We start from the raw sequence: 13,559 nt of genomic DNA, 5'->3' as shown, positions 1-13,559 counted from the left end.
GCTAACTTGTCTTATACCGACCCATACTTTACTAAAGATGGCGTCAGCTTAGGTGGCAGTGTGTACTGGAATGAGTTTGATGCTAACGAGGCTAACCTTGAGCGTTATAAGAATAAATCTTATGGTGTTGCACTAAACTCAGGATTCCCGATTAACGAATCGAACCGTTTAAACGGTGGTATTGGTTACCGTCATAATACCATTTCAGAAATCTCTGCTTATGAACAAGCATTGCGTTTCTATAATGTGTACCGTGAAACGGATGATCCGAATTCAGACTTAAGCTTTGATAACTTTGAAGTGAATGCCGGTTGGTACCGCAGCACACTTAACCGTGGTACGTTCCCTACAGATGGTTCGTCGCAACGCTTAAGCGGTAAAATGACCGTGCCAGGTTCTGACTTGCAGTACTTTAAAACGGATTTCGATACCAATTTCTACTTCCCATTGACACCTCAACATGGGTTTGTATTATTGGCTCGCGCCCGTTTAGGTTACGCAAACGGATATGGTCAGTTTAACGATAATGATCAAATTTTACCGTTCTGGGAAAACTACTATTCAGGCGGTAGCAGTTCGTTACGTGGCTTTAAGTCTAACTCTGTAGGTCCACGATCTTTTTATGCTTATCGTGGTAGTGAGCAATGTTCTCCGGACGTGTCTGGTGATGGTTGTAGCATAGCTTCTCCAGGTGATCCTAATCAGGTTCAAGTGAGTACTGGTCGTTCAATTGGTGGTAATGCCATTGCAACAGCAAGCGTGGAAATGATTGTACCAACACCATTCCTCGATGAAGCTTACACTAACTCAGTGCGAACCAGTTTCTTCGTTGATGCCGGTAACGTATGGGATACAGAGTTTGATTATGACTCTTATCGAATTTTACCAGCGGATGAGTTTGCTAAGTTAGAAGACTATAGTGATGCTGAACGCATACGTGCCTCATGGGGTATGAGCGTGCAATGGTTGTCGCCAATGGGACCTATGGTATTCAGTTTAGCTTGGCCACTGAAAGAATATGAAGATGACGAGACAGAGATTTTCTCGTTCAATATTGGCAAAACGTTCTAAAACAAATACACTCGGCAGGTTTTGCTGATAACAACAAGTTTAACAAGGAGTCTACTTTGAAAAAGATGGTAAATCGCGCATTAATTACATTGGCATTGTTTGCTACCCCTATGCTAGCCCAAGCGGAAAAACTCGCGGTGGTTGATATGGGTGAAGTATTCGAGCAATTGCCACAGCGCGAACAAATTTCTAAATCATTAAAAGCTGAGTTTGGCGATCGTGTTGCAGAAGTCCAAAAAATGCAGGCAGATATGCGTGCTTTGGTTGAAAAGCAACAACGTGATGGCGCATTAATGAGCGATTCACAAAAGACTGAACTAGTACGTAAAATGGAATCATTAAAATCTGAATTCCAGTTAAAAGGCAAAGCACTAGATGAAGACATGCGTCGTCGTCAAGGTGAAGAGCAAAACAAACTATTAGTTCAAGTTCAAAAAGTGATTAATACCATTGCTGATAAAGAAAAATACGACATGGTGCTACAACGTGGTGCAGTTATTTTTGTTAAGCCAGAAGCTGACATCAGCAGCAAAGTGGTAGAAGCCTTAAGCAAAGGCAAATAAGTAATATGCAAAAAGTGACTTTAAAAGAGCTTGGCCAAGCGTTAAGCGCTATCGTAATAGGTGATGCGACACTGGAAATTAGCAGTGTCGCAACCTTAGAAGATGCGAAGCAAGGTCAACTCTCTTTTTTAGCCAACAGTAAATATCGCGCACAGCTTGAGAACACTCAAGCTAGCGCGGTATTACTAAGCGAAAAAGAAGCAGAACTTTATCAAGGTAATGCGCTAGTGGTAAAAGATCCTTACGTGGCTTTTGCTCGAGTAGCTCAATTACTTGATACCACCCCTAAACAAGCTTTAGGTATTCACCCATCTGCACAAATTGACCCATCAGCTATTATTGGCGAAGGTGTGGCTATTGGTGCAAATGCAGTGATTGAATCACGTGTTATTTTGGGTGAAAACGTTCAAGTCGGTCCTGGCTGTGTTATTGGCGAAAACTCGATTATTGGCTCTGACTCTCGCCTTTGGGCCAATGTGACTATTTATCATAATGTGCACATTGGGCAACATTGTTTGATTCAGTCAGGCACTGTGATTGGTTCTGATGGTTTTGGTTATGCCAATGAGCGCGGTAACTGGATTAAAATTCCACAAACCGGCGGCGTTCGGATAGGCAATAATGTCGAAATTGGTGCAGGTACTACTATTGATCGTGGTGCATTGTCGCATACTGAGATCCACGATGGTGTGATTATCGACAATCAAATACAAATTGCCCATAATGTTGTGATTGGACAAAATACCGCCATAGCGGGGGGCTCTATTATTGCTGGCAGCTCTACCATTGGTAAATACTGCATCTTAGGTGGCGGTAGTGCCATCGCTGGACATCTCAGCATCGCCGATGGCGTTCATGTGTCTGGTGGAACTAACATTACCAGTGTTATCCGTGAAAAAGGTGTGTATTCGTCTGCTACCATCGCAATGGAAAACAAATTATGGCGTCGAAACACTGTGCGTTTCCGTCAATTAGATGAATTATTTAGTCGAGTGAAAACCCTCGAAAAAAGTGCTAAGGGCACAGAATAATTGTAATTCTGCCTTATTTAAGGAATGTAGTGTGTCAAACCAACTAAACACCATGGATATTAAAGAGATCCTTAAATATCTACCTCATAGATATCCATTTTTGTTGATCGATCGTGTATTGGACTTCACCGTAGGTGAGCAATTACATGCGATTAAAAATGTCACCATTAATGAGCCTTTTTTTCAGGGACATTTCCCTATACAGCCTGTTATGCCGGGCGTGCTCATTTTAGAAGCCATGGCACAAGCAACGGGTTTACTTGCATTTAAAACCATGAGTACAGAGCCGTCTCCAGAGGTATTGTATTATTTTGCTGGTATCGATAAAGCGCGTTTTAAACGTGTTGTCGAGCCGGGTGACCAAATACATTTTCACGTTAAAATGATTAAAGAACGTCGTGGTATTGGTGTATTTGTTGGTGAAGCCTTGGTTGATGGTGAACTGGTTTGTTCTGCTGAAATCATGTGTGCACGAAGAGAGATTAAAAAGTGATAGATAAATTAGCGTTTGTTCACCCAACAGCCAAAATTGGTAATAACGTCACTATTGGTCCTTGGACCTACATTGGTGAAAACGTTGAAATCGGCGACGACACATGGATAAGTTCTCATGTTGTGGTTAAAGGTCCAACGATTATCGGTAAAGGTAACCGTATTTTTCAATTCTCTTCGGTTGGTGAAGAGTGCCAAGATAAAAAGTACGCAGGCGAACAAACTCGCTTAGTTATCGGCGACAACAACATCATTCGTGAGTCGGTGACCATTCATCGTGGTACAACTCAAGATCAGGGTGAAACTCGCATAGGTTCTAATTGCTTATTTATGGCGTATGTTCACGTTGCCCATGACTGTATTGTCGGCAATAACGTTATCATGGCCAATAATGCTTCAATAGCCGGTCATGTTCATGTTGGTGATTGGGTTATTTTGGGCGGCATGACAGGTGTGCATCAGTTTGTACACATTGGCGCGCATGCATTTACCGCGGGTGCGTCACTTATTTTGCAAGACGTTCCTCCATTTGTGATGGCAGCGGGTTCTCCTGCAGTGCCACGTGGATTGAACTTAGAAGGCTTAAAACGCCGTGGTTTTACCAAAGAAAATCAACGTGCAATCTTTAGTGCCTATAAAGCTGTTTACCGCAAGAGTTTAACCATTGAAGAAGCAAACGCTGAATTAATCGAGGCCGCTGAAAAAGACGTCAATGTGAAAGCATTTATGGAATTTATCAACCACTCTGCTCGTGGCATTATTCGATAGACGGAAAAAATGACCAACTCTCCTTCAAAAGTATTCGCCATTGTCGCCGGAGAAATCTCCGGCGATATTTTAGGTGCTGGTTTAGTTAAATCACTCAAAAAACGCTACCCTGATGCGCGCTTTATTGGTATTGGTGGCCCTCGAATGCAAGCTCTTGGGTTTGAAAGTTTATTCCCAATGGAAGAGCTTTCAATAATGGGGTTAGTTGAGGTGTTATCACATTTACCACGACTACTTCATATTCGCTCAAGCCTCGTTAAACAAATTACTGAATTAGCACCAGACTGTTTTATCGGTATTGATGCGCCTGATTTTAATATCGGTGTAGAGCTTAAGTTAAAAGCCAAAGGGATTAAAACGGTCCATTACGTCAGCCCGTCAGTATGGGCTTGGCGTCCAAAACGCATATTTAAAATTGCTAAAGCCACTAATATGGTGTTGTCGTTATTGCCGTTTGAGAAAGCATTTTACGACCAACACCAAGTCCCTTGTACCTTTGTTGGGCATACACTTGCAGACGACATTCCAATGCACAGTGATAAGCTGGCAGCTCGGCAGTTATTAGGATTAGATCCCAATGCTGAATACTTGGCGGTATTGCCAGGTTCCAGAGGCGGTGAATTAAAGCAATTAGCAGAGCCGTTTGTAAAAGCTGCTCAGTTAGTTAAACAAGCCTACCCGGACATCAAATTTGTCACTCCGGTGGTTAATGATGCTCGTCGCCAACAATTTCTTGCTGCACTGGATGAGTTTGCTCCCGATTTAGACGTTACTATTGTAGAAGGCCAATCTCGCGAAGTTATGGCCGCTGCGGATTGTATTTTACTGGCATCTGGCACTGCGACGTTAGAGGCTATGCTGGTAAAGCGTCCTATGGTTGTATCGTATCGGGTCAGCCCAATTACGTATGCAATCGCGATTAGAATGATGAAAATCAAAAACTATTCGTTACCTAATTTACTTGCTAACGAAACTATCGTACCAGAACTGATGCAAGCTAATTGCCAACCACAGTTAATTGCCGATGCGATAATCAAGCAGCTTAATCAAGATTTTGCACCATTAAATGCCCGCTTTGAAGAATTACATCAATTGCTAAAGTGTAATGCCAGTGAGCGAGCTGCAGATGCTGTAGTGGCATTATTACCAGCGCCGTAACCTCACTAGGAAAAGCTAACATGTCGACATTATCGGTTGTGATAAAAGATATTACCCCTGAACAAGTAGCCATCATTTCGCAAGGGCTTGTTGCTGGTGTTGACGAGGTAGGACGAGGTCCATTAATTGGCGATGTAGTCACCGCAGCTGTTATTTTAGATCCAAATAAACCGATTGTTGGCCTTAATGATTCTAAGAAGCTCAGCGAGAAACGTCGTAATGCTTTGTATCAACAGATAATGGATAACGCATTAAGTGTCAGTGTTGGCCGTGCAAGCCCAACAGAAATCGATGAGCTGAATATTTTACACGCTACTATGTTGGCTATGCAGCGCGCAGTGGCTGGGTTATCTATTTTACCTGATCGAGTGTTGGTTGATGGTAATCGGGTGCCAGATTTCGGTATTGCCAGTCATGCAATAATTAAAGGCGACGGCTTAGTTGCAGCCATTAGTGCAGCTTCCATTATTGCCAAAGTGACTCGTGATGCAGAGATGGATACGTTAGACAGCCAGTACCCACAGTATGGCTTTGCTAAACATAAAGGTTATCCAACCAAAGCACACTTCGAAGCGTTAGCCTTGTATGGCGTATTACCCGAGCATCGTAGAAGTTTTAAACCTGTCGCAGAGCGCATATTGCTTCAGGATACATTTTGATAATACTCAAACAACACGACTTTATCATTGGATAACGTCGCGTAGTTTGGTAGTCTAAATCCCGCATTTTCGTGTTGTTTCATTCATCTTTTTCGAAGAAAAAATATTCTATGTCCGATCCTCGTTTTGTTCATTTGCGCGTCCACAGTGATTATTCAATGTCAGATGGCGTTGCTAAAGTTAAGCCTATTATTGCTGCTGCCGAAAATCAGGGGATGGCAGCAATAGCGTTAACTGATCAAAACAACTTTTGTGGTTTGGTTAAGTTTTATGGTGCTTGTAATGGTGCGGGAATTAAGCCAATTATTGGCGCCGATTTTTGGGTGCAAACCCCTGGGTTTGAAAAAGAATTCTGTGCCTTAACCGTTATCGCGATGAACAATGAAGGTTACCAAAACCTGACTCAGTTGATCAGCGAAGCCTATCTTCGTGGTCATGTCGATAACCGTGTGGTGATCGACCAAGATTGGTTAGTCAAATACAACAACGGCTTAATCATTATCTCCGGTGCCAAAGATGGCGATGTCGGTAAGGCATTATTAAAAGGCAATCAAAACCAAGTCGAGTCGCTGATTGCATTTTATCAACAACACTTTGAAGATCGTTATTACCTTGAGCTTATTCGTACTGGCCGAGCACATGAAGAACGCTATTTACACATGGCGGTTGAGCTAGCTTCAACAAAAGGATTACCTGTTGTTGCGACCAACCAAGTGGTGTTTTTAAAGCAAGATGATTTTGAAGCACATGAAATCCGAGTCGCTATTCATGATGGTTTTACCTTAGTTGATCCGCGTCGCCCTAAAACCTACAGCGATCAACAATACCTGCGCACCGAAGATGAAATGATTGCATTGTTTGCCGATATTCCGTCGGCAATTCAAAACAGTGTTGAAATTGCTAAACGCTGTAATGTCACCATTCGCCTAAATGAATATTTTTTACCTAATTTTCCTACCGGTGACTTATCCATTGAAGATTTCTTGGTTAATGTGTCAGTAAAAGGGTTAGAAGAACGTCTTGAATTTTTATTTCCAGACCCACAAGTTCGCGTTGAAAAACGTGTCGAATATGACGAACGCCTCGAGATTGAACTGAAAGTTATTAACCAGATGGGATTCCCTGGTTACTTCCTTATCGTGATGGAGTTTATTCAATGGGGTAAAGACAACGGTATTCCCGTTGGCCCCGGCCGTGGTTCTGGTGCCGGCTCATTAGTCGCATACGCGCTTAAAATTACCGATTTAGATCCTTTAGAATACGACTTACTGTTCGAACGTTTCTTGAACCCTGAACGTGTATCCATGCCCGATTTCGACGTCGACTTTTGTATGGACCGACGCGATGAGGTGATTGACCACGTAGCTGAGCTATACGGCCGAGAAGCGGTATCACAGATTATTACCTTTGGTACCATGGCGGCCAAAGCCGTTGTACGCGATGTTGGCCGCGTATTAGGTCATCCTTACGGCTTTGTTGAACGTCTAACTAAATTAATCCCAGCAGAACCTGGGATGACGCTCGCTAAAGCCTTTGAAGTTGAACCAGCGCTGCCTGAAGCCTATGACGGCGATGAAGACGTTAAAGAGCTTATCGATATGTGTCGCCGCTTAGAAGGGGTAACACGTAACGCGGGTAAGCATGCCGGTGGTGTGGTTATTGCGCCGACTCGAATTACCGACTTTGCACCGTTATATTGCGATGCCGAAGGCTTAAACCCAGTCACTCAGTTCGATAAAAATGACGTAGAAACGGCCGGTCTGGTTAAGTTCGATTTCTTGGGCTTACGTACCTTAACCATTATTGATTGGGCATTGCAGATGATTAATCCGCGCCTGATTAAAGAAGGTAAAGAACCTGTCAGTATCGAAGCCATTCCGCTTGCCGATCCTGCTTGCTTTAGATTACTACAACGCTACGAAACAACCGCAGTATTCCAGCTGGAATCTCGCGGAATGAAAGACCTCATTAAACGTCTACAACCCGACTGTTTTGAAGACATGATTGCACTAGTGGCACTTTTCCGCCCAGGTCCTTTGCAATCAGGCATGGTTGACAACTTTATTGAACGTAAGCATGGCCGTGAAGAAGTGTCATACCCAGATGCTGAATATCAGCATGAGTCACTAAGAGAGTTATTGTCACCGACCTACGGCATCATTTTGTACCAAGAGCAGGTCATGCAGATTGCTCAGGTATTGTCGGGTTACACCCTAGGCGGCGCGGATATGCTCCGTCGTGCAATGGGTAAGAAAAAACCTGAAGAAATGGCAAAGCAGCGCGGCACGTTTAAAGAAGGGGCGATTAATAACGGCGTCGACGGCGACTTGTCGATGAAAATCTTCGACTTAGTGGAAAAGTTCGCCGGTTACGGTTTTAACAAATCGCATTCTGCCGCTTATGCACTGGTGTCGTATCAAACCTTATGGCTAAAAACCCATTTCCCATCGCAGTTTATGGCCGCGGTAATGTCTGCCGACATGGACAACACCGACAAAATCGTCACCTTGGTTGACGAATGTGAACGCATGGGCTTGCCGCTAATTCCGCCCGATGTCAACAAAGGCTTATTCAAGTTTACTGTCGATGACGACCTCAACATTGTTTATGGTATCGGCGCGATTAAAGGGGTCGGTGAAGGCCCTGTAGGCTCTATTTTAGACGCTCGCAAAGATGGGCCGTTTACTGATCTATTTGATTTTTGTGCTCGAATTGATTTGAAAAAGCTCAACAAGCGAGTGATTGAAAAACTGATTTTAGCCGGCGCCTTAGACACATTAGGCCCGCACCGAGCCTCAATGATGGCGACCTTGCCTCAAGCGATTAGCGCAGCGGCGCAACATGCTAAAGCTGAAGCGACTGGTCAAAATGACATGTTTGGTTTACTTAATAGTGAGCCAGAAGACAGTAAGCAAAATTTTGTGCATTGTACTCCTTGGCCAGACAAAATTTGGTTAGAAGGTGAGCGTGAAACATTGGGACTTTACCTTACTGGCCATCCCATTAATCAGTATTTAAAAGAACTCAAGCAATACACTAATGGCCGCCTAAAAGACATTCATCCAACCGAGCGCGGTAAAACCGTTAAAGCAGCTGGCTTAGTGGTGGCAACCCGGGTGATGATCACCAAGCGCGGTTCTAAAATGGGCTTAGTGACATTAGATGACAAAAGTGCGCGTTTAGAAGTCATGCTATTTACTGAACCATTTGAGAAGTTTGGTCACATGCTCGAAAAAGATCGCATTCTTATTTGTGAAGGCGATGTCAGCTTTGATGATTTCTCTGGTGGCAATCGTATGAATGCCCGCAATATTATTGAAATTGGCGAAGCCCGCAGTCATTTTGCTAAAGCGGTTGAAATCAAAGTTCAAGCATCGCAGGTGACTCCCGAATGGCTCGAAACCTTTGAGCAAACGTTAACGCCTTGGCGAAATGGCGTTGTGCCTGTGGTTATCCATTATGCGCAAACTGATGCCAGCGGTAAAATCACTTTAGGTGACACATGGCGAGTTAATCCTAGCGACGAGTTAATGCTGGCGCTCGAAAGTATGTTGGGTTCAACGAATGTTAAAATTGCTTTTAACTAGGTGTGTACGATGACAGTGAAACGCTCTGCCTCAGCTCAAATGACAGCACCACAACTGCTAAGTTTGCTTGAACAGGCTGTATTACCTCTTTATCAAATGGGGGTAGTTAAAGGTGAATCTTCGCCTAAGTTAGTACTGGCTTACAGTGGCGGGGTAGATTCAGAGGTACTCGCGTGCGGATTAAGTGCATTGGCACACAAACACCCACATATTGCTTGTCTGCTTATACATGTTCACCACGGGCTTAGCGCGAATGCCGACACTTGGATACAGCACTGTATCACTCGAGCTAATCATTATCAGCTTCCAGTGCAGATTGAACGAGTTAAGGTTGAAAAGGGCCCTCGGCAGAGTTTAGAGGCACAAGCCCGTGATGCTCGTTACCAAGCATTTGACCGTTATCTTAATCCCGGTGACATTTTACTCACTGCCCATCATCAAGATGATCAACTTGAAACCTTATTATTAGCGTTAAAGCGTGGTCAAGGTCCAAAAGGCTTAGCGGCAATGGGGGCGATACAAGCTTACAAACAAGCTTGGCTCATAAGGCCATTATTAGATATCAGCCGCGAGCAGATTGAACAATTTGCAGCGCAAAAACAACTATCTCATATCGAAGATGAAAGTAATCAAGACGACAGTTTTGATAGAAATTTTTTACGCCTGGATATCATTCCAAGATTAAAACAACGTTGGCCGAGTATTGCGACCACTGCAGGGCGTAGCGCCGCATTATGTGCCGAACAACAACAGGTTATCGACGACGAAGTGAGTCATCGCTTACCCGAGTGGCTAATATTACCTAACGATGCAAATGCATTAATGACCGAATCGACTGGGTTTGTATTAACCGGCTTGGCGCAATTAACTGCGGCGTGGCAAGCATTACTGTTTCGTGGTTACCTGAGTCATTGCGGTGTCAGTTTACCTTCGCAAGTGCAATTACAGCAGATACTGTCACAGCTGTTAGCGGCTAAAGACGACGCTAACATGTCGATTCAGTGGGGCGATTATCAAGTTAAACGTTTTGCTGGCATCGCTTATGTGGTTAGTCATAAAGAGTTAGAGGTTATTGATGCAAGTACAGTTCAACAACCATTTGAGCAACTGCTTAAAGGCGAGCTGCAACAGATAGTGTGCCGCGTTGCTCACAAGCAATACCCGCTGGGTCTGCAAATCGCCACGGACAATACGCCGCTACTTGCTTTACCCAATAATACCGCCGTGAGCATACGCTTTGGTGCGGTAGGTTCAATTAAATGTCAGCCACAATTTGCCACATCACAACGGCAAAAACCGCGCGAATTAAAGAAATTGTGGCAAGAATGTAATATCCCGCCATGGCGTAGACCACAAATTCCGTTGATTTTTTATGGTGACACCTTAGTGGCCGCCATTGGTTTATGGATCGACAAACGCTACCTTACCCAAACGGGTGAGCAAGGGATTTGTATACCGCTTTTTGACGCACGATGAAGAGTGATAACAGCAGGTCAAGACGATAACAAGCGATAACAGTCTGTCAAAATGGTAACAAGCGATAACAACGAGTAAAGCTATAGGTGCTTGGACGCTTCGCGACTAGATGCGATAAAAGCGTTAGGTTTAGGACGATGAAGGCATAGCAGTAAAGCCTAACACTGCACGAAGTTACTATCTAAAATAGGCAGTACTAAATTGTTTCAGTTAGGCCACAGATGTTTAGCTTTCCTGTTAATTGGCGGGTTGACAGATCCTTTCTGGCTGGAGTAATTTCTCCGCCTGACTTTCAATATGTTCTCCAGATCCTGTTTGACCGTAATTAAATTCAGTTGCAAAAAATGAAGCATCCATTTCCGTTTTATTTTTTAATGCTATCGGTAATACAGAGCAAAGTTTTTTAACCGCTAAGTCTATTTTGTTTGACTCAATCAATTGTAATGTCGTTGTCGACATTTGGATCTCTGCCGCGGCAACACTTTGCCCGCCATAAGCGAAAAACTTCAATGCAACAAAACCTGCACCTACAACACCAAGTGTAAAGCTGATTAAAGCCACCATAATAAATTTCATGTATTTTCCTTTTCACATTAATTAGCGTTAAGAGATAGAGTGAGTCGTGCGAAATAACAACGGTACGCATATTCCATGTCAAACTTACCCAGAGACATATTATCTTTGATATACAGCCTTTGACATAATATGTCTTACTATGGTTGCTAAGACATATTATGTCAACTTATTTTTGATATAGGCAAAATTAACTCAATATTATTATGTGAAACAGAGCAGCGTTTTATTTCCAACTTTTACGAATAATAATGTTTACTCTAATCCTTTTTTCAATGTGGCGATCTTGTTGCTACAATGGTTTTTCTTAATACTCAACAGAGGATGTTGTCTGTGAATACCTTTCGTTTATTAGCTGTGTTTGGTGTGTTTCTTCTGCCTAGTGTCAACGCTACGCCATTTCAATTTGATCAAAAAACCTATCGTCAAGATGTGCAAACCTTAGCCAGTGATGAATTTGAAGGCCGTGGGCCGTTATCTCATGGCGAAAAACTGACGGTTGAGTATTTAGAAAACGCCTACAAAGCAATGGGACTCGCTCCAGGTTTTGGTGACAGTTATCGTCAAGCAGTGCCAATGGCCAAAATTACTGCCGATCAAACAATGCAGCTGAGTATGGGCGATTTAGTGTTTAACAACGGCACTGATTTCACCGCACGTACTGAACAAGTTCAGCCTCAAGTGAGTGTAGATAACAGCGATGTAGTGTTTGTTGGCTATGGTATTAATGCGCCGGAATATCAATGGAATGATTACGCTAACATTGACGTTAAAGGCAAAACCGTGATTATGCTGGTCAATGACCCAGGCTTTGCGACTCAAGATCCTGCCATCTTTAAAGGCAATGCCATGACCTATTATGGCCGTTGGACTTATAAGTATGAAGAAGCAGCAAGGCAGGGCGCCAAAGCGGTGTTTATTGTGCATGAAACCGCACCCGCAGCCTACGGTTGGAACGTCGTTGAAAACAGCAACACTAATACTAAATACACCTTAGTTGATGATCAAAATAATCAATCACACATTGGCGTCATGGGTTGGGTTCAACATCAAACCGCGCAAAAAGTGTTTCAAGCAGCAGGTTTAGACTTTGATAAAATCAAACTCACCGCAGCAAAAGCGGGTTTTCAGTCTATACCACTTAAACTCAAAGCCAATTTAGCAGTAAAAAATACCATTGAATTAGCCACATCTTATAACGTAGCAGGGCTGATACCAGGTACCAGCCAAGCCGACGAATGGTTGGTCATGCATGCTCACTGGGACCATTTAGGTAAAACCGTGCAAGACGGTAAAACAGTTATTTTAAACGGCGCTGTCGACAATGCCTCTGGCGTGGCAGGTGTGTTACAACTTGCTCGTCATTTTAAAGCGCAAAATAAAGCACCTAAACGCTCTATTCTGTTTACTGCATTTACCGCAGAAGAAACCGGACTCATTGGTGCGCAATACTTTGCTGCCAATCCTCCAGTACCTACTAAACAACTGGTATCGTTTTTAAATATAGATGGCATGAATGTAGGCAAAGGTGTTAATTACATCCTGCGTTACGGCCAAGGCGTATCAGAACTTGAAAGCTATTTAGACGATGCCGCCAAAGCACAAGGTCGTACCGTAAAGGCTGATCCCCGTCCACAAAATGGCTTAATGTTCCGTTCAGACCACTTTGCTTTAGCCCAACAAGGCGTCCCCGGGTTAATGTTCATGAGCTTAGGCGACACCGACCCAGACTACATTGCCCATAAGTACCATCAAGGTGCAGACGATTATGATGCCAGCTGGAATTTAGGCGGGGTAGAGCAAGACTTAGCCTTAATCAGCGATATTATTGAAAAGCTAGCCAACAACAACGACTGGCCAAAATGGATAGAAGATTCAGACTTTAAAAAACGCAGAGCGGAAGACGGTAAGTAACCGTAGTATATTTTTATTTGAAATGGCCTGCGGCCACTAACGTCGTGGCGCTTCACCCACACCAGACTTTTTCAAACTTCGTTTGAAGTAAGATCGCAAGGTTCCACCCTGAATGGGCTGATACATATGGCCTGCGGCCACCAACGTCGTGGCGCTTCACCCACACCAGACCAAGAGGAAACCAACGGCTGTTCCCTCTTGGAACTCCCAGCCGCCCCGCAACATTTTCAAACAGCGAAAAGGTCGCCATGGGGATTGATCCAGCTT

At 43.6% G+C, this 13,559-nt stretch carries 12 protein-coding genes; 10 read left to right on the top strand and 2 right to left on the bottom strand.

Annotation, left to right across the window (positions count from 1 at the left end; all coding sequences use genetic code 11):
* From bamA to tilS, 9 genes are all read left to right on the top strand, one after another.
* Window positions 1-1,071 (top strand): outer membrane protein assembly factor BamA (gene bamA / locus H5202_RS11145; RefSeq protein WP_182772133.1); only part of this gene is annotated, 1,071 nt, incomplete at its 5' end.
* Between the two features lie 65 nt (window positions 1,072-1,136).
* Window positions 1,137-1,634, top strand: coding sequence for an OmpH family outer membrane protein (locus tag H5202_RS11140; protein ID WP_182772136.1), 498 nt, complete (start codon window positions 1,137-1,139; stop codon window positions 1,632-1,634).
* A gap of 5 nt (window positions 1,635-1,639) precedes the next feature.
* Entirely contained in the window at window positions 1,640-2,665 is a 1,026-nt protein-coding gene (lpxD, locus tag H5202_RS11135; RefSeq protein ID WP_182772132.1) for a UDP-3-O-(3-hydroxymyristoyl)glucosamine N-acyltransferase, read from the top strand.
* A 31-nt stretch (window positions 2,666-2,696) separates the two neighbouring features.
* Window positions 2,697-3,158, top strand: coding sequence for a 3-hydroxyacyl-ACP dehydratase FabZ (gene fabZ, locus H5202_RS11130; RefSeq protein ID WP_182772131.1), 462 nt, complete (start codon window positions 2,697-2,699; stop codon window positions 3,156-3,158).
* Window positions 3,155-3,925, top strand: coding sequence for an acyl-ACP--UDP-N-acetylglucosamine O-acyltransferase (gene lpxA / locus H5202_RS11125; protein WP_182772130.1), 771 nt, complete (start codon window positions 3,155-3,157; stop codon window positions 3,923-3,925). The genes fabZ and lpxA overlap by 4 nt, the downstream gene beginning before the upstream one ends.
* Before the next feature lie 9 nt (window positions 3,926-3,934).
* The gene (gene lpxB / locus H5202_RS11120; protein ID WP_182772129.1) at window positions 3,935-5,083 is read left to right on the top strand and encodes a lipid-A-disaccharide synthase; all 1,149 of its coding nucleotides are present in this window, start codon (window positions 3,935-3,937) and stop codon (window positions 5,081-5,083) included.
* A 20-nt stretch (window positions 5,084-5,103) separates the two neighbouring features.
* On the top strand, window positions 5,104-5,742 hold the full coding sequence (rnhB, locus tag H5202_RS11115; RefSeq protein ID WP_182772128.1) for a ribonuclease HII: 639 nt from the start codon (window positions 5,104-5,106) through the stop codon (window positions 5,740-5,742).
* A gap of 110 nt (window positions 5,743-5,852) precedes the next feature.
* Window positions 5,853-9,329 carry a DNA polymerase III subunit alpha gene (gene dnaE / locus H5202_RS11110; protein ID WP_182772127.1) on the top strand — a complete coding sequence of 1,159 codons (3,477 nt, stop codon included), beginning with the start codon at window positions 5,853-5,855 and terminating at the stop codon, window positions 9,327-9,329.
* 9 nt (window positions 9,330-9,338) lie between these two features.
* Window positions 9,339-10,805, top strand: a complete 1,467-nt coding sequence (gene tilS / locus H5202_RS11105) for a tRNA lysidine(34) synthetase TilS (protein ID WP_259397282.1) — start codon at window positions 9,339-9,341, stop codon at window positions 10,803-10,805.
* Window positions 10,806-11,042: 237 nt separating this feature from the next.
* On the opposite strand, the gene H5202_RS11100 is transcribed toward tilS, so the two are convergent.
* Window positions 11,043-11,381: a hypothetical protein gene (locus tag H5202_RS11100; protein ID WP_182772126.1), complete on the bottom strand. Its 339-nt coding sequence runs from the start codon at window positions 11,379-11,381 to the stop codon at window positions 11,043-11,045.
* A gap of 321 nt (window positions 11,382-11,702) precedes the next feature.
* Between H5202_RS11100 and H5202_RS11095 the strand changes: the two genes are divergently transcribed.
* Window positions 11,703-13,292, top strand: a complete 1,590-nt coding sequence (locus H5202_RS11095) for a M28 family metallopeptidase (RefSeq protein WP_182772134.1) — start codon at window positions 11,703-11,705, stop codon at window positions 13,290-13,292.
* A 52-nt stretch (window positions 13,293-13,344) separates the two neighbouring features.
* On the opposite strand, the gene H5202_RS23960 is transcribed toward H5202_RS11095, so the two are convergent.
* Window positions 13,345-13,559, bottom strand: a 215-nt coding sequence (locus H5202_RS23960) for a hypothetical protein (protein ID WP_220493842.1), incomplete at its 5' end; no start/stop codon positions are given.

The organism is Shewanella sp. SG41-4 (genome assembly GCF_014164505.1).
Taxonomy (GTDB): Bacteria; Pseudomonadota; Gammaproteobacteria; order Enterobacterales; family Shewanellaceae; genus Shewanella.
This window is presented reverse-complemented; position numbering and strand designations above follow the sequence as displayed.